15 protein-coding genes are annotated in these 15,918 nt (G+C 71.3%); 11 read left to right on the top strand and 4 right to left on the bottom strand.

The features are described 5' to 3' along the window. Positions 1 to 25: 25 nt before the first annotated feature. The 3 genes from DM480_RS00965 to DM480_RS00955 are packed head-to-tail and all read right to left on the bottom strand — an operon-like array spanning position 26 to position 1,815. On the bottom strand, positions 26 to 790 hold the full coding sequence (locus DM480_RS00965; RefSeq protein WP_115380618.1) for a hydrolase 1, exosortase A system-associated: 765 nt from the start codon (positions 788 to 790) through the stop codon (positions 26 to 28). Beyond that, positions 778 to 1,506, bottom strand: a complete 729-nt coding sequence (locus DM480_RS00960; RefSeq protein ID WP_115377154.1) for a hypothetical protein — start codon at positions 1,504 to 1,506, stop codon at positions 778 to 780. Before DM480_RS00960 ends, DM480_RS00965 begins: the two co-directional genes overlap by 13 nt. A 12-nt stretch (positions 1,507 to 1,518) precedes the next feature. Continuing rightward, a complete protein-coding gene (locus DM480_RS00955) occupies positions 1,519 to 1,815 on the bottom strand; it encodes an acyl carrier protein (protein ID WP_232834065.1) in 297 nt (98 codons plus the stop codon). Positions 1,816 to 1,903: 88 nt separating this feature from the next. On the opposite strand from DM480_RS00955, the gene DM480_RS00950 reads away from it, so the two are divergent. Together DM480_RS00950 and DM480_RS00945 are read left to right on the top strand one after the other, a co-directional pair. Next, positions 1,904 to 3,397 (top strand): AMP-binding protein, encoded by a 1,494-nt coding sequence (locus DM480_RS00950; RefSeq protein WP_115377153.1) that lies wholly within the window; start codon positions 1,904 to 1,906, stop codon positions 3,395 to 3,397. Continuing rightward, positions 3,394 to 4,632 carry a pyridoxal-dependent decarboxylase, exosortase A system-associated gene (locus DM480_RS00945; RefSeq protein WP_115377152.1) on the top strand — a complete coding sequence of 413 codons (1,239 nt, stop codon included), beginning with the start codon at positions 3,394 to 3,396 and terminating at the stop codon, positions 4,630 to 4,632. Before DM480_RS00950 ends, DM480_RS00945 begins: the two co-directional genes overlap by 4 nt. On the opposite strand, the gene DM480_RS00940 is transcribed toward DM480_RS00945, so the two are convergent. Beyond that, the gene (locus DM480_RS00940) at positions 4,619 to 5,050 is read right to left on the bottom strand and encodes a DUF4879 domain-containing protein (RefSeq protein ID WP_115377151.1); all 432 of its coding nucleotides are present in this window, start codon (positions 5,048 to 5,050) and stop codon (positions 4,619 to 4,621) included. The two genes, DM480_RS00945 and DM480_RS00940, sit on opposite strands and share 14 nt — an antisense overlap. 126 nt (positions 5,051 to 5,176) lie before the next feature. On the opposite strand from DM480_RS00940, the gene DM480_RS00935 reads away from it, so the two are divergent. From DM480_RS00935 to xrtA, 9 genes are read left to right on the top strand one after another with little or no spacing between them, the layout of a single operon-like run. Then, the gene (locus tag DM480_RS00935) at positions 5,177 to 5,821 is read left to right on the top strand and encodes an XrtA/PEP-CTERM system exopolysaccharide export protein (RefSeq protein WP_115377150.1); all 645 of its coding nucleotides are present in this window, start codon (positions 5,177 to 5,179) and stop codon (positions 5,819 to 5,821) included. A 3-nt stretch (positions 5,822 to 5,824) separates the two neighbouring features. Next, complete coding sequence (locus DM480_RS00930) at positions 5,825 to 7,336, top strand: XrtA system polysaccharide chain length determinant (protein ID WP_115377149.1); 1,512 nt, start codon at positions 5,825 to 5,827, stop codon at positions 7,334 to 7,336. Positions 7,337 to 7,341: 5 nt separating this feature from the next. Continuing rightward, positions 7,342 to 8,400, top strand: a complete 1,059-nt coding sequence (locus tag DM480_RS00925) for an AAA family ATPase (RefSeq protein WP_115377148.1) — start codon at positions 7,342 to 7,344, stop codon at positions 8,398 to 8,400. Then, entirely contained in the window at positions 8,397 to 10,010 is a 1,614-nt protein-coding gene (locus DM480_RS00920) for a hypothetical protein (RefSeq protein ID WP_232834064.1), read from the top strand. The genes DM480_RS00925 and DM480_RS00920 overlap by 4 nt, the downstream gene beginning before the upstream one ends. A gap of 11 nt (positions 10,011 to 10,021) precedes the next feature. After that, the gene (locus tag DM480_RS00915) at positions 10,022 to 11,332 is read left to right on the top strand and encodes an ExeA family protein (protein WP_115377147.1); all 1,311 of its coding nucleotides are present in this window, start codon (positions 10,022 to 10,024) and stop codon (positions 11,330 to 11,332) included. Continuing rightward, on the top strand, positions 11,322 to 12,179 hold the full coding sequence (locus tag DM480_RS00910; protein WP_115377146.1) for an XrtA system polysaccharide deacetylase: 858 nt from the start codon (positions 11,322 to 11,324) through the stop codon (positions 12,177 to 12,179). Before DM480_RS00915 ends, DM480_RS00910 begins: the two co-directional genes overlap by 11 nt. Beyond that, positions 12,125 to 13,210: a FemAB family XrtA/PEP-CTERM system-associated protein gene (locus tag DM480_RS00905; protein ID WP_115377145.1), complete on the top strand. Its 1,086-nt coding sequence runs from the start codon at positions 12,125 to 12,127 to the stop codon at positions 13,208 to 13,210. The genes DM480_RS00910 and DM480_RS00905 overlap by 55 nt, the downstream gene beginning before the upstream one ends. Continuing rightward, positions 13,210 to 14,397 carry a TIGR03087 family PEP-CTERM/XrtA system glycosyltransferase gene (locus DM480_RS00900; protein WP_115377144.1) on the top strand — a complete coding sequence of 396 codons (1,188 nt, stop codon included), beginning with the start codon at positions 13,210 to 13,212 and terminating at the stop codon, positions 14,395 to 14,397. The genes DM480_RS00905 and DM480_RS00900 overlap by 1 nt, the downstream gene beginning before the upstream one ends. Next, positions 14,394 to 15,917: an exosortase A gene (gene xrtA / locus DM480_RS00895; RefSeq protein ID WP_198665866.1), complete on the top strand. Its 1,524-nt coding sequence runs from the start codon at positions 14,394 to 14,396 to the stop codon at positions 15,915 to 15,917. Before DM480_RS00900 ends, xrtA begins: the two co-directional genes overlap by 4 nt. Position 15,918: the final 1 nt, after the last annotated feature.

Here is a 15,918-nt window from a genome sequence, read left to right as displayed (position 1 = left end):
AACCCCTCCCCTGAAGGGGACGGGCTTATCCAGCCACGAACGCCAACACCATTTGCAGCAATGCTGCCTTGTCCGCGTCGCGTGCGAAGCTGTGCGAGGCGGTGGGGATCGTCGTGACGGGCAGGTGCGGGGTGGCGGCGTGGAAGGCGATGGCAGTTGCGTCGCGCTCGGCAAGCAGGATGCGCGCGTCCGGGCCCCAGGACTCGATTCCGGCGATGATGCGGGCCGCGAGCGGTGGCAGCGGCGCGCGATCGGTGCTTCGCCGCAGGCCGCGCACCGCCTTGCTGAGGTCGATGCCGCCCGACAGCAGTCGCAGCCACTGGCGCGGATCGCGCAGCCGCCGGGCGTAATGCGCGCGGATCGCGGCGGGCGGGGGCAGGTCGTCGGTCGCCTCCACCAGCCACGGATTGGCGAGCAGCAGGCGGTCGATCCCCGCCGCGCGGCCGAACAGCGCGAGCGTGGAGGCCGCATCGCAATTGCCGAAGGCGATCAGGCGCGTGACATGCGGCTGGGCGGTGCGGAACGCCGCGGTCGCGGCGACGAGGTCCGCCTCGGTCGACAGGAAACCGCGGTTGATGCCGCTCGAATCGCCGATGCCGCGGCGGTCGTAGCGGAAGACGGGATGGCCGTGCGCGGCGATCGTCTCGGCAAGCAGCGCCATGCCGCGATGCGCGCCGCAGCGGATTTCGTTGCCGCCCGACACGATCACGAGCCCGGTCGTGCCGGGCGCGGCGTCGAGCGTGCCGAGCAATGTCTCGCCCGCGCAAGGGAAAGCGATCAGGCTTCGCATCGGGCGATCCATGCGGCGATGTCGCTGGCGAGCAGTTCGGCAAGCGCGGGATCGTCGCCCGGCTCGGCGCGACGCCACAGCGGCGCGGCGTCGAACCGCGCGTCGGCGGGGGCAGGGTCCGACGCCAGGCGGACGACGCGGCGGGGAACGCCGGGCTGGTCGAACGGCGTCGCGGCGGAGAGCGAGGAGAGCAGATCGGCGGACAGGCGGTTGCCGGCGATCTCGACGGCGTCCGCGCCATGCATCATCGCGATCTGGTCGCCGTCATTCCCTACCGCGCGCCAGATGCGGTGCAGGTCGCGCAGGAGTTCGGCACCGGTTTGCGGCGCGAGATACCAACGGCCGCTGTGGAGCGCGCAATAGTCGAGCAGCGCGCCGCTGCGGATGCCCAGCGCATAGGTGCGCCGACCCGCCGCGTGGCAGCGATCGGTGACGGCCTCCAGCGCTCCGGCCATACGGAGGATGGTGAGCGCGTCCAGCGGCGTCGTGCTTTCGCCCTGGCCGGGAACGTCGGGGAGCAGGCTGGCGATACCGCACGCGGCGAGCCGGCGGAGCAGGCCGACGACGAAGGTGCGGGTGCGGTTGGCTTCCTCGAACAAGGGCAGCGCCGCGACCAGCACCGGGCCATCGTCGGGGCCGAAGCGCAGCATCGGCTCGCGGCGCGTGATGCCGTCCGCGCTCGTCCAGTCGTAATGGTCGATCGTCAGGCCGGTCATCCGGCCGGGACGCTAGACGAGCGCCTTGTCCGCGGCAAATATGACCAGCGCGCCGAAGGTTTCCAACATCTCGCCATCGACCTCGTCATCCTCGATCAGGATGCCCAGCCGGTCTTCCAGTTCGGTGAGCACGCCCGCGACCGCCATCGAATCGAGTTCGGGCAGCGCGCCGAACAGCGGCGTCGTCGCCTCGAACGCGTCGACGCGCGCGCGCGACAGGCCCAGCACGTCGGCGAGCACGGCGCGAACGGTGTTCTCGATGTCGATACGGCCTTCGGGAAGCACGCGGGCGCCTTCGATCGGTTGCATTGCGGCACGGGTTAGAGCGCCGCTGCCGGTTGGGCAAGCCGGGCCATGGTGGGGTGTCGTACCGTGCGGGGACGGCTAAAGGAGGAGGATGGTGCCGCTTGATCCCAACCCCCGGCCGATCGATCACGTCCTGCGCGGGGCGCCCGATGCGCCGGCGCTGATCGAGAAGGCGCGTGACTGGACCTTCGCGGAGGTGGAGGCCGCGGTCGCTTCCGTCGCGGGCTGGCTGGCGGCGCGGGCGCGCGCGCCGGGCGCGCGGGTCGCGACGTGGCTGCCGAAGACCGCGCTCGCCTGCGTCATGCCGCTGGCGGCGGCGCGGGCGGGGCTGGTCCACGTTCCCGTCAACCCCGCGCTGCGCCGCGCGCAGGTGGCGCATATCCTCGCCGACAGCGGCGCGGCGTTGCTGGTGACGCAGGGCGCGCGCGCCGCGACGCTGGAGGCGGGCGACGTGCCCGACGCCTGCCGCATCGTCGCGGAGGGGGACGTGCCGATGGACCGGGCGGGGCCGGGGCGGTCCGACGCCGATCCTGATGATCTGGCAGCGATCCTCTACACCTCCGGCTCGACCGGGCGGCCGAAGGGGGTGATGCTGAGCCACGCGAACCTGTGGCTGGGGGCGATATCCGTCGCGCATTATCTGGCGCTCGTGCCCGATGACCGCGTGCTCGGCGTGCTGCCCTTGTCGTTCGACTACGGTCAGAACCAATTGCTCTCGACCTGGGCGGGAGGGGCGGCGGTGGCGCCGCTCGACTATCTGACCGCGCGCGACGTGGTGAAGGCGGTGGCGCGTGTCGATGCGACGACGCTCGCCGGGGTGCCGCCCCTGTGGGTGCAGTTGCTCGAGGCGGAGTGGCCGGCGCAGACGAGCCTTCGCCGGCTGACCAACTCGGGCGGCGCGCTGACCGAGCGGCTGGTGCGGGCGCTCCGCGCGCGGTTTCCGCGGGCCGACCTCTACGCGATGTACGGCCTCACCGAAGCGTTCCGGTCGACGTATCTCGCGCCGGCGCTGATCGATGCGCATCCCGACGCGATGGGGCGCGCGATTCCGTTCGCGGAGGTGATGGCGGTGCGCCCCGACGGCAGCCGCGCCGCGGCGGGCGAGCCGGGGGAACTCGTCCATGCCGGGCCGCTGGTCGCGCAAGGCTATTGGCAGGACGCACCGCGCACCGCGCAGCGCTTTCGCCCGGCCCCGGCCTGGGCGCGGAGCGGCGGCATGGCGGTATGGTCGGGCGACACGGTGGTGGAGGGGGCGGACGGTCTGTTCCGCTTCGTCGGCCGCGACGACGAGATGATCAAGAGCGCGGGCAACCGGATCAGCCCGCTGGAAGTGGAGGAAGCGGTGCTGGCGGGGAACGAGGCGCGCGAGGCGGTGGCGGTGGGCGTCGCCGATCCGCGGCAGGGACAGGCGATCGTGGTGATGCTGGCGGGCGATCCGGCGGGCGAGGATGCGCTGCGTGCCCGGCTGCGCGCGCTGCTGCCGAGCTTCATGCAGCCGGCGCGATACGTGTGGCGCGACCTGCTACCGCGCAACGCCAACGGCAAGCTGGACCGCGCGGCGATCCGTGCGGAGCTGTCCGCGTGAAGCCGATGGGACCGCTGCCGCCCGAATTCACGGGCCAGCATGGCGCGCTGACCATCGCGGGCCGTGAAGCGGAGGCTTGGGCGGCGATGGCGGGCGACACGCCGCTGTTCGTCTATGACGCGGGTATCGTCGCCGCGCGGGTCGCGCGGTTCCGCGCGGCCTTTCCGGGAATAGACCTGCATTACGCGATCAAGGCCAATCCCCACGCCGGCCTGCTTGCACAGATCGCGCCGCTGGTCGACGGGCTGGACGTCGCGTCGGGCGGCGAACTGGCGCGCGCGCTGGCGGTGAAGCCGGCGGCGGCGATCAGCTTCGCGGGGCCCGGCAAGCGCGATAGCGAACTCGCCGCGGCGATCCGCGCGGGCGCGACGCTCAACGTTGAATCGGAAGGCGAGGCGGCGCGGGCGCTCCAGCAGGGCGCGGCGCTGGGCATCGCGCCGCGGCTGGCGGTGCGCGTCAACCCCGACATGGAGTTGCGCGGTTCGGGGATGAAGATGGGCGGACGGCCGTCGCCGTTCGGCGTCGATGCCGCGCGCGCGGCCGCGCTGGTCCGCGCGATCGTCGCGGGCGGTGCGGACTGGCGGGGGTTTCACATCTATGCCGGCAGCCAGGCGCTGTCGGCGGACGCGGTGGCGGAGACGCAGGCCGGGACGATCGCGCTCGCCGCGCGGCTGGCGGAGGAGGCGGGCGCGGCGCCGCCTTTGGTCAATCTGGGCGGCGGGTTCGGCGTGCCCTATTTTGCGGGCGACGCGCCGCTCGATGTCGAGGCGGTCGGCGTGCGGCTGGGCGAGGCACTGTCGGCGCGGCCCGCGGTGCTGCGCGATGCGCGGTTCGCGATCGAACTCGGCCGGTGGCTGGTCGCGGAAGCCGGCGTCTATCTGACGCGCGTCGTCGACGTGAAGGACAGCGGCGGCGAGACGTTCGTCGTCGTCGATGGCGGGCTCAACCATCAATTGGCTGCGAGCGGCAATTTCGGCACCGTCGTGCGCCGCAACTATCCGCTCGCGGTCGCGGCGCGGATGGGCGCGGTGGCGGCGGATGCGCCGGTGTCGGTCGTTGGGCCGCTCTGCACGCCGCTCGACCGGCTGGGTGACAAGGTCGCGCTGCCCCCGGTCGCGGTCGGCGATCTTGTCGCGATATTTCTCGCGGGCGCGTATGGCGCGAGCGCGAGTCCTGCGGGTTTCCTGGGGCATCCGCCCGCGGCGGAGCTGGTCGCGCCGATCAGCGGATCGTGATCGCCGTGTCGATCGGCGCGCCCGGGCCGCTGGCGGAACGGTCGCGGAACGTGAAGGTCTGGCCCGACGCGACGCCCGTCAGGCGGTACGTGATCTCCAGTCCCGCGATCGATTCGCCCGTGCGGCACGCGCCCGCCGCGCGTTGCGGCCCGCACAGGGGGCGCGTCGTCGAGGGCAGGGTGCGCGCCGCGCCGTCGATCATCGTCAGCCGGGCGCCGCCGATCCCCGCCTCCTCAACTGTCACCGTCACCGGGCCGGGCGCGTGACGGCGCTGCGTCTCCGTCTGGCGCGGCGCGATGGGTTCGGCCCCCGCTTGCGGCGAAGCGACGGAAACGATCGCGACGCCCGACAGCGGGGGCGCGGTGTCCGCCAAGGCGGCCGTTGCCAGCAGGACCACGAAGGGGATAAAAGGCCGCATGTCCACAGGATAGCGGCGGGCCTGCGGCGTTCCTAACGCTATCTTCACCTATCCCCCTCCATATCGGCGCCAAGCCCCAGCTGCGTCCGGTGCCGGAAAAGCGGCGACGGCGTGAAGGAGATCAGCATGCGTTCCGGTGTTTCCTCCCGTGTCCTGCTCGCCCTAGGGAGCGCTGCGTCGCTGCTCGGCGGCTGCACGAGCGGCGGCGGTCGGCCCGAGCTGCCGCCCGCCACCTATGTCGCGAACAAGGAGCAGCCGGGCGAGGAATATGTGATCGGCCCGCTCGACCAGCTCAACATCTTCGTATGGCGCAATCCCGAACTGTCGGCGAAGGTGTCGGTGCGCCCGGATGGCCGCATCACCACGCCATTGGTCAACGACATGCCCGCGGTCGGCAAGACGCCGGCGATGCTCGCGGCGGACCTGAAGCGCGCGCTCGGCGAATATGTGAAGGACCCGATCGTCTCGGTGATCGTCGAGAATTTCTCGGGCACCTACAGCCAGCAGATCCGCGTCATCGGTGCGACGGAAAAGCCCGCCTCGATCCCCTATCGCGCAAACATGACCCTGCTCGACGCGATGATCGCGGTCGGCGGGCTCAACCAATATGCCGCGGGCAACAAAGCGAAGCTGGTCCGGTACGATCGCGCGACGGGCAAGCAGGTCGAGTACAAGCTGCTGATCGGCGACCTGCTGAAGCGCGGCGATTCCAGCGCCAACGTCAGCCTCCAGCCCGGCGACGTCATCATCATTCCCGAATCGATGTTCTAAGGGATGAACGGCATCTACGACGAGGCGCGGCTCGCGCTGCATGCGATCTGGACGCGGCGCTGGCTGGCGCTGGCGGTGGCGTGGGGCGTGTGCGTGCTCGGCTGGTTCTTCGTCAGCCAGATGCCGAGCCGGTACGAATCGCGCGCGCGCGTCTTCGTCCAGATGCAGTCGATCCTGCCTGCGACGATGGATGCGCCCGCGGGGCAGGCGCAGCAGGACGTCGATACGGTCCGCCAGACGCTGATCAGCGCGGTGAACCTGGAGAAGGTCGTGCGCGGCACCGACCTTGCCAACACCGTGTCGAGCGACCGTGACGTTGCCGACCGGGTCGCCGGCCTCGCCTCGGCGATCAAGGTCGAAAGCCAGCAGAACAACCTGTTCCAGATCACCACCACCGCCTCCAGCCCCAAGCTCGCCAAGGCGATCACGCAGAAACTGATCGACATCTTCGTCGAGCAGAATCTGGGACGCGACCGGACGCAGACCAGCCAGAGCCTCGATTTCCTCAACAAACAGCTGCAGCAATTGCAGGGGCAGCTGAACGATGCGGAGGCGAAGCGCGCCGATTTCCAGAACCGCTACCTCGGCGCATTGCCCGGCACCGGCAGCGTCAGCGACCGGATCGGCGCGGCGCGCAGCCAGATGGCGCAGGTCGACAGCGACCTTGCCGCCGCGCAGTCCAGCCTCGCCGCGGTGCAGGGCCAGATGGCCGGCACGGCGCAGACGATCCCCGGCGCGGGCGGCGTCACCGGCGGCCCGGCGCGCGCTGCGCTCGCCGCGGTGCAAGGCCAGCTCGCCGATGCACGCGCACGCGGCTATACCGACCAGCATCCCGACGTCATCGCGCTGAAGCGGCAGCTTGCCGCGGCGCAGGCGGCGGCGCGGGGCGAGCCGACCGGCACCGCCGGCGGCGGCACGCCCAATCCGCTGTACCTGTCGCTGCAATCGATGGCGGCGGAAAAGCAGTCGACCGTCGCCAGCCTGAAGATGCGCAAAGCGCAGCTGCAGGGCGACCTCGACCAGCTCAACGCCAAGCTGGCGCGCGACCCGGAGGTCGCGGCGCAGCAGGGGCAGATCGACCGCGATTATCAGGTGCTGAAGGCGCAATACGACCAGCTGCTGGCGCAGCGGCAGCAGATCGCGATGCGCGGCCAGGCGCAGACGCAGACCGACAGCATCAAGTTTTCCGTCATCGATCCGCCGACGCTGCCGCGCACGCCGACCGCGCCCAACCGCATGCTGCTGCTTACCGGCGTGCTGATCGTCGGGCTGGGCGCGGGCGTTGCCGCCGCCTTCCTGCTCGGCCAGCTGCGCGCGACCTTCGCCACCGCGACGCGGCTGGAGCGGGCGACCGGCATGCCGGTGATCGGGTCGATCGGCGAGGTGGTAACGCGCGTTCAGGCGGACCAGCGCGCCAAGCGGCTGAAGCTGTTCCTGGGCGGTGCGGCGGGGCTGGGCGCGGCGTTCGTGCTGCTGCTCTGCGTCGAAGTGCTCCAGCGCGGCATGGCGGCCTGACGAGGATGACCAACATGTCCCCCCCCAAGCGCCCGATCCGCCCCGGCGGCGATTCGCTGCTCGAGCGTGCGGCCAAGGTCTACGATTTCGGCGCGCACGCGCGCGGTCGCCAGCCGATCCCGGATGCGGCGATCCCGCCCGCCGCACCGCTGTCGCGCCACGTCTTTGCCGCGCCCGACGCAGCGCCGGTTCCGGTCGTCGTGCCACAGGTGGTCGAGCCCGAAGCACCGGTCGACGATCCCACGTTCCTCGCGATCCCCGCGGAACTGCGCGCGCCGGTCGGCCACGAACTGCCCGCCGCCTTCTACGACGCGCCCGAACTGTCCGACATCGCCAGCATCGATCGCGGCCTGCTTGCCGAGGGCGGGATGATCGTGCCGGGTGCGCCGGTCGGCCCGCTGGCGGAAGAGTTCCGGCTGGTGAAGCGCCAGCTGCTCATCACGCGCGAACGCGTCGCGCAGGGGGCCGAGGCCGACAAGGCGCGCACCGTGCTGGTCTGTTCGGCGCGGCCGGGCGACGGCAAGACGTTCTGCGCGATCAACCTCGCGTTGTCGATGGCCGCGGAACGCGACACCGAGGTGCTGCTGGTCGACGCCGATTTCGCCAAGCCCGACGTGCTCGCGCAATTGGGCCTTGCCGAGACGCCGGGGCTGCTCGACGCACTCGCCGACAGCCATATCGACGTCGAGAGCCTGGTGATCCGCACCGATGTCGGCGGCCTGTCGATCCTGCCCGCGGGCACGCGCACCGCGACCGACACCGAACTGCTCGCCTCCGCTCGGACGCGCGCGGTGATCGCGCGGCTGCTCGCGGCGAACCCGCGGCGCATCGTGATCTTCGATTCGCCGCCCGCACTGGCGGCGTCGCCCGCCGCGGTGCTGGCCATGCTGGTCGGGCAGGTGATGCTGGTGGTGCGTGCCGACCGCACCCCCGAAAGCGAGCTGAAGCAGGCGGTGCAGCTGCTCGACGGATGCGACCATATCGCGCTGGTGCTCAACGCGGTGTCGTTCATCCCGGGTGCGCAGCGCTTCGGCACCTATTACGGACAGGAGACGGGCAAGTGATCCGCGCGCTGCTGGGTGGCATCGGTGTCGGCGCGATGCTGGTCGCGACAGGCGCGCAGGCGCAGGCTCAGGATCGCGGCCGGGTTGCGGTGACCCCCTATATCGAGGTCGGGCAGGTGCTGCTCGCCGATCTCAGCAACGACGACGTGCTGACCTATTCCAGCCTTGCCGCGGGGATCGACGTGTCGTCCTCGACGCGCCGCGTGCAGGGGCAATTGTCCTATCGCTACGAACGTCGCTTTTCGTGGGACAAGAACGTCGGCGACGACGACATCCATTACGGCCTGGCGCGCGTGTCCGCGCATCTGGCGCAGGGGCTGACGCTGGAGGCGGGCGGCATCGCGACGCGCACGCGCAGCGACATCCGCGGCGCGGCGCCCGGCATCCTGACGCTGGGCGATGCGAACGTCAGCCAGATCTATGCGGTCTATGGCGGCCCCAGCTATGCGCGCCAGGCCGGGCCGGTCGGTATCGCGGCGAGCTATCTGGCGGGCTATACCAAGGTCGACGTGCCCTCGTTCGCCGGGCTGCCGGCGGGATCGCCGCGGCTGGATTATTACGACAGCAGCTTCGGGCAGGTCGCCGGCGTCAGCGTCGGCGTGAAGCCGGGCGACCTCGCCCCGATCGGCGCGACGCTGTCGGGTGGATGGAGCCGCGAGGATGCGGGACAGCTGGATGGCCGGTTCGATTCCTGGCGCGTGCGCGGCGACGTGCTCGCGCCCGTGTCGCCCTATGTCGCGCTGACCGCGGGCGTCGGATACGAAAAGATCGAGACGAGCCAGCGCTCGCCCGTCTTCACCTCGCCCGGCGCGCCGGCGGTGGACGGCAACGGCCGCTACGTTACCGATGCGGCATCGCCGCGGCGCATCACCTATCGCACCGACGGCGTCTATTACGACGCAGGCGTCGTGTGGCGGCCCAACCGCCGCACCTCGGCGGAGGCGCATGTCGGCCGGCGCTATGGCAGCATCAGCTACACCGGGCTCGTCACCTATCGCACGTCGGACAATACCGCGTTCGCCGCGGACGTGTACGACAGCGTCACGACCTTCGGCCAGCAACTGCGCACCGGGCTCAACAATCTGCCGACCAGCTTCATCTCCGCGCGCGATGCCTTCACGCAGCAATATAACGGCTGCGTCTTCTCGACGCAGGGGTCGACGCCGGGCGGATGCCTGAACGACGTGTTCCAGTCGATCACGACCGCGAGCTATCGCGCGCGCGGCGCCGATGCGGTCTTCACCGCGACGCGCGGCCGCAACACCTACGGCGGCGGCGTCGGCTATGCGAACCGCAAGCTCTACAACCCCGACACTGTCCAGGGCGTGAGCCTGTATGGCATTGAGGACCAGAGCTTCTACGGCCAGCTGTTCTTCAACCGCACGCTGACCGCGGTGTCGAACATCGACGCGACCGTGTTCGTCAATTATTACGAGCCGGGCATCGCGCGCAGCGCGGGTGTATGGTCGTACGGCGCGACGACGAGTTACGGCCGCCGTTTCGGCCGCATCACCACCAGCGCGTCGGCGGGCCTTTACGCCTTCGATCTGCCGGCGGTGGACACGCAATGGTCGGCGCAGGCACAGCTCGCCGCGCGCTACTCCTTCTGATGGGATCGGGCATGTACGAGGACCATTTCGGGCTGACGGGAAGGCCCTTCCAGCTGACGCCGGATGCGCGTTTCTGGTACGAGACCGCGACGCATCGCAAGGCGATGGCGTATCTGGGCTATGGCCTGGCGCAGGGCGAGGGGTTCATCGTCATCACCGGCGACGTCGGGGCGGGCAAGACGACGCTGGTCGGGCACCTGACGCAGCAACTCGATCGTGCGGCGCTCAACGTCATCACGATCGTGTCGACCGCGATCGAGGCCAGCGACCTGCTGCGCATCGTCGCGACCGGGTTGGGCGTCGACCCCGCCGGGCTGACCAAGGCGCAATTGCTGACCGCGATCGAACGCGGGCTGCACGCCGTCGCGCGGACGGGGCGGCGGACGCTGCTGATCGTCGACGAGGTGCAGGCGCTGCCGATCGATGCGGTCGAGGAGCTGCGCATGCTCTCCAACTTCCAGGCGGGCGGGCATGCGCTGCTGCAGATTCTGCTGCTCGGCCAGCCTGAGTTCCGCGACCGCCTGCAGGGATCCTCGCGGCTGGAGCAACTGCGCCAGCGCGTCATCGCCATCCACCACCTCGACCCGATGGAGCCGCACGAAGTCGCCGATTACATCGCACACCGCCTGTCGCTGGTCGGGTGGCAGGGGCAGCCCGATTTCAGCGACGATGCGTTCGACGCGCTGTATCGCGGGTCGGGCGGCGTGCCGCGGCGGCTCAACCTGCTGACCGGGCGCGTGATGTTGCAGGCGTCGATCGAGGATCGCGCGCTGATCGATGCGCGGCTGGTGCGCAGCGTGCTGCGCGATCTCAACGCCGATCTGCCGGCTGCAACCGCGCCCCTTGCCGAGGTTGTGCCTGAGCCGGCCGCCGTCGAGGCCGTGCCGGCTGCGCCCGTCGAGGATGAACGCGTCCGCCGCTTCGTGCCGCGTACGGCGCGCTGGCTCGATTTCACGCCGGTCCAGGACGACGCGCCGCTGGACGATGGAAAGGCGGAAGCCGACCACGCGCCCGCGCCGGAACCCCCCGCGCCGGAAACGGTCGCGGAGGTGCATGACGACACGGACGCCGAACCCGAAGTGGTGGCGTCTGTTGCCGATGCGTCACTCGAGCGCCGCGTTGCGACGCTGGAGGCGCGGATCGAGGAACAGGAGCGCGCTCTGCGCCGCGTGCTGACGTTGCTGGTCGACTGGGTGGAGGCGGATCGCGAGGCGCCGTCCGCCGCGGCCGTCCATGCCGCCGCGACCGCCGCTGACGGCCCCGCCGACGAGGCCGCCGCCATGCCCATCCGCAGTCCGACGGCGTGGGACGATGCGGCCTGATCCGATCCTCAATGGCCTCTCGGTCGACGTCGAGGAGTGGTTCCAGGTCGGGGCGTTCGAACGCGTCATCGACAAGGGCGACTGGGATTCGATCGCGAGCCGGGTGGAGGCGAACACCGGCGCGGTGCTCGACCTGTTCGCCGCGGCCGACGTGCGCGCGACCTTCTTCACGCTCGGCTGGGTCGCCGCGCGTCACCCGCGCCTGATCCGGCGTATCGCCGAGGCGGGGCATGAGATCGCGAGCCACGGCTGGGACCACCAGCGTGTCTTCACGATGGACGCGGCGACGTTCCGCGCCGATCTGGCCCGCGCCAAGGCGGCGCTGGAGGATGCGGGCGGGCAGGCGATCACCGGCTATCGCGCGCCAAGCTTTTCGATCGATGCGCGCACGCCCTGGGCGCACCAGGAACTCGCGGCGGCGGGCTATGCCTATTCGTCCAGCGTCGCGCCCGTCCGCCACGACCATTATGGCTGGCGCGAGGCGCCGCGTTATGCCTTCCGCCCTGTTGCGGGCAGCGCGCTCATCGAACTGCCGGTGACGGTGGCGAAGGTCGGCGGCCGGCATCTGGCGACGGGGGGTGGCTTCTTCCGCATGCTGCCCGCCGCGCTCACCGATTTCGCGGTGCGCCAGGTCAATGCCGAGCGGCAGGCGGCGGTCTTCTATTTCCACCCGTGGGAGGTCGATCCCGGCCAGCCGCGTGTCGCCAACGCGCCGCTGCGCTCGCGGGTGCGGCATTATTCCCGGCTGGGGGCGATGGCGGGCAAACTGTCGGGCCTGATCGCCCGCCACCAATGGGGCCGGGTCGATGCAGTCGTGCGGCGCACCGCCGCGGCGATGCCCGCGTGACGACGGGCTTCGTCGTCCGCGAGGCGGACCTGGCCGATCGGCGCGATGCGAACCGGATCGATGGCCTAGTGCGCGAGACGGAGGGCGCGACGCCGTTCCACCTGACCGGCTGGAGCCGCGCGGTCGCACGCGGAACGGGGCAGCGCGCGCGCTATCTCATCGTGGAGCGGGCCGATGGCGGCCTCGCCGGGCTGCTGCCGCTCAGCGAGATGCGCTCGCCCGTGTTCGGCAAGGCGCTGGTGTCGGCCGGGTTCGCGGTCGACGGCGGCGTGCTGGGCGAGGGCGGCGTGGCGCTGGCGGCGGCGGCCTGGAACATGGCGACGCGGATCGGCTGCCCGTCGGTCGAGCTGCGCGGCGGCGCGGCGCCGGAGGGGTGGACGATCGATACGACGAGCTATCTGGGCTTCGCCCGGCCGCTCGCGGCGGACGACGAGGCCGAACTGCTCGCCGTGCCGCGCAAACAGCGCGCGGAGTTGCGCAAGAGCCTTGATCGCGATCTGACCGTCGCCACCGGCCGCGATGCGGCGATGCTGGGCGAACATTATCGCGTCTATGCCGAATCGGTGCGTAACCTGGGCACGCCGGTGTTTCCGGCGAAGCTGTTCCGCGCGGTCGCGGACGAGCTGGACAGCGACGTGCTGACCGTGCGCCATGCGGGCCGGGCGGAGGCGAGCGTGCTCAGCCTGTATTTCGGCGGCACCGTCTATCCCTATTGGGGCGGCGGCACCGCGGCGGCGCGGACCTTGCGCGCCAACGACCGGATGTATTTCGCGCTGATGGGCCATGCGCGCGCGCGCGGCTGCGCCCGGTTCGACTTCGGCCGGTCGAAGACGGGGACGGGGGCGGCGGCGTTCAAGAAGAACTGGGGCTTCGTGCCCGAGCCGCGCACCTATGCGACGCGGCACGCCGGCGCGGCGCGCGCGGTCAATCCGCTCAATCCCAAATATGCGCTGATGGTGCGCACGTGGCAGCGGCTGCCGTTGCCGGTCGCCAATCTGCTGGGGCCGTGGATCGCGCGCGGGCTGGGGTGATGGACATCCTGTTCCTCGCGCATCGCGCACCCTATCCGCCCGACCGCGGCGACAAGATCCGCGGCTATCATATCCTGCGCCACCTCGCCGGCCAGGCGCGCGTCCACCTGATCGCCTTTGCCGAAGACGATGCCGACCGCGTCGTCCCCTCCGACCTTGCCGCCGAGCTCGCCAGCGCGACGATCGTACCGCGCCGCAAGTCGCAGGCGCGCGCCGCGATCGAGGCGCTGGCGACCGGGCGTCCCGTTTCGCTCGCCGCGTTCGATGCGGCGGCGATGCGGCGCGCGGTGCGCGACCTTCTCGGCGTCCAGCCCATCGATGCGATCTACGGCTTTTCGGGGCAGATGGCGCAATATCTGCCCGCCGGCGACAAGCGCGTCGTGATGGATTTCGTCGACGTCGATTCGGCCAAGTTCGCCGGGTTCGCCAAGCAGGGCGCGGCGCCGATGCGCTGGATGATGCGGCGCGAGGCGCGGCTGCTCGGCGCGTTCGAGCGCGACGTCGCGGCGCGCGTTGACGCCAGCGTCTTCGTCAGCAACGCGGAGGCGGCGCTGTTCCGCAGTGGCGGCGCGACGGGGCGGATCGTCGCGATCGAAAACGGCATCGACGCCGCGCATTACGATCCCGCGCGCGTCACGCCGGTCGACGCCGACGCGCCGTTGCTGCTGTTCACCGGACAGATGGATTATCGCCCCAATGTCGAGGCGGTGTGCTGGTTTGCGCACGACGTCCTGCCGCTGATCCGCGCGACGCATCCCGCCGCGACCTTCGCCATCGTCGGCCGTGCGCCGACCGCGGCGGTGCGCGCGCTGGCCGGGGATCATGTGCAGGTGACGGGCGCGGTCGACGACGTGCGGCCGTGGCTCGCCGCGGCGGCGGTGTGCGTCGCGCCGCTGCAGCTCGCGCGCGGCATTCAGAACAAGGTGCTGGAGGCGATGGCGATGGCGCGGCCCGTCGTCGCCTCGCCCGCCGCAGCCGAGGGGATCGACCATGTCGGGACGATCCGCGTCGGCGCCGATGCGCAAGGATTCGCGGCAGAGGTCGCCGCCCTGCTCGACGCGCCCGCAGAGGCGGCGGCGCAGGGGCGGCTCGCGCGGATGCAGGTGATGGCGCGCTACGCCTGGCCCGCGCGGCTCGCGCCGCTCGACGGCCTGCTCGGCCTGACGCGCCGACGGGTCGCGGCGTGAGCGGTGCGATCGCGTTGTCGGCGGCGCCCGCCGCGACCGCGTGGCGGCGGCATCTGGTCGCGCTCGCCATCGCGGCGCTGGCGATCCTCGCCATCTTCCACCGCGACGTTGCGCGATTGGTGACGATCTGGTGGACGAGCACGACGTTCGGCCACTGCCTGTTCATCGGCCCGGTCATCGGCTGGCTGGTGTGGCAGCGGCGCGAACCCTTGTCCCGGCTGACGCCGCGGGCATGGTGGCCGGGGCTGCTGCTCGTCGCGCTGGGCGGGATCGGCTGGCTGATGGGCGAGGCAGGCGGCGTCAGCTTCGCGCGCCAGTTCGGCCTCGTCGTCATGCTGCAGGGCGCAGTCGTCACGCTGCTCGGCGCACAGGTCGCGCGCGGGCTGCTGTTGCCGCTCTGCTACGCCTTTTTCCTCGTGCCGTTCGGCGAGGAGCTGGAGCCGCCGCTCCAGCAACTGACCGTCGGCATCGTCATGCCGCTGCTGCATCTGGTCGGTGTGCCGGCGGTATCGAACGGCGTGCTGATCCATGCCGGCCGGTACTGGTTCGAGGTGGCGGAGGCGTGTTCGGGCGCAAAGTTCGTCATCGCGATGGTCGCGTTCGGCGTGCTCGTCGCCAACACCTGCTTCCTGTCGTGGCGGCGGCGCGCGGCGTTCCTGGTGGTGAGCGTGGTCGTGCCGATCCTCGCCAACGGCCTGCGCGCGTTCGGCACCATCTATGCCGCGGACCTGACCAGCGTCGAGGCGGCGACGGGGTTCGACCATATCGTCTATGGCTGGATGTTCTTCGGCATCGTGATGGCGGCGGTGCTGGCGATCGGCTGGCGCTGGTTCGACCGGGCGCCCGATGCGCCGGCCTTCGATCCGGCGACATTGCGCCCGCCCCATGGCGGTGCGATCGGCCTGCCGCTGGCGACGGTGCTGACGCTCGCGCTGGCGGGGCTGTGGCCGGTATGGGCGGCGGGCGCCGCGCGCGGTGGGCCGCCGCTGGCTGCGCCGATGTTGCCCCGGCCGGCGGGATGGCAGCGGACCGGCGTACCCACGGGCGACTGGCATCCCTTCTACCCCGGTGCGGACCGGATGGCGGCGGCGCGCTACGCCCGGAACGATCTGCCGGTCGATCTGTGGATCGCGGTCTTCGCGACGCAGGGAGAGGGGCACAAGCTGGGCGCGTTCGGGACGGGCGTGCTGCGCGAGGAGGATCGCTGGCTGCGCGTCGACGACGAGGCGCCGATCGCCGGCGGCGCGGTCATGCGGATCACCGCGCCGGGTCCGCATGGCCATGCGGTGGAGCGGCTGGTCGCGACGTGGTACGTGGTCGGCGACACGGTGACGGCGGACGAGCGGCGGGTGAAGATCGAGACGATGAAGGCGAAGCTGTTCGGCGGCCCGCAGCGTGCGGTGGCGATCCATCTGTCCGTGCCGATCGTGGCGCATCGCGATGCGCGTGCCGATCTGGCCGCGCTCGCCGCCGCGCTGGGCCCGACCCGCGTGCTCGCCGACCGCGCCGCGGGGCGCTGAG

The organism is Sphingomonas sp. FARSPH (assembly GCF_003355005.1).
Classification (GTDB): domain Bacteria; phylum Pseudomonadota; class Alphaproteobacteria; order Sphingomonadales; family Sphingomonadaceae; genus Sphingomonas.
This window is presented reverse-complemented; position numbering and strand designations above follow the sequence as displayed.

What these genes read in the sequence shown, in the direction of transcription:
- DM480_RS00965 (WP_115380618.1), bottom strand. Translation starts at nt 790, where the DNA reads ATGCGAAGCCTGATCGCTTTCCCTTGCGCGGGCGAGACATTGCTCGGC.
- DM480_RS00960 (WP_115377154.1), bottom strand. Translation starts at nt 1,506, where the DNA reads ATGACCGGCCTGACGATCGACCATTACGACTGGACGAGCGCGGACGGC.
- DM480_RS00955 (WP_232834065.1), bottom strand. Translation starts at nt 1,815, where the DNA reads ATGCAACCGATCGAAGGCGCCCGCGTGCTTCCCGAAGGCCGTATCGAC.
- DM480_RS00950 (WP_115377153.1), top strand. Translation starts at nt 1,904, where the DNA reads ATGGTGCCGCTTGATCCCAACCCCCGGCCGATCGATCACGTCCTGCGC.
- DM480_RS00940 (WP_115377151.1), bottom strand. Translation starts at nt 5,050, where the DNA reads ATGCGGCCTTTTATCCCCTTCGTGGTCCTGCTGGCAACGGCCGCCTTG.
- DM480_RS00935 (WP_115377150.1), top strand. Translation starts at nt 5,177, where the DNA reads ATGCGTTCCGGTGTTTCCTCCCGTGTCCTGCTCGCCCTAGGGAGCGCT.
- DM480_RS00930 (WP_115377149.1), top strand. Translation starts at nt 5,825, where the DNA reads ATGAACGGCATCTACGACGAGGCGCGGCTCGCGCTGCATGCGATCTGG.
- DM480_RS00925 (WP_115377148.1), top strand. Translation starts at nt 7,342, where the DNA reads ATGACCAACATGTCCCCCCCCAAGCGCCCGATCCGCCCCGGCGGCGAT.
- DM480_RS00915 (WP_115377147.1), top strand. Translation starts at nt 10,022, where the DNA reads ATGTACGAGGACCATTTCGGGCTGACGGGAAGGCCCTTCCAGCTGACG.
- DM480_RS00910 (WP_115377146.1), top strand. Translation starts at nt 11,322, where the DNA reads ATGCGGCCTGATCCGATCCTCAATGGCCTCTCGGTCGACGTCGAGGAG.
- DM480_RS00905 (WP_115377145.1), top strand. Translation starts at nt 12,125, where the DNA reads ATGGGGCCGGGTCGATGCAGTCGTGCGGCGCACCGCCGCGGCGATGCC.
- DM480_RS00900 (WP_115377144.1), top strand. Translation starts at nt 13,210, where the DNA reads ATGGACATCCTGTTCCTCGCGCATCGCGCACCCTATCCGCCCGACCGC.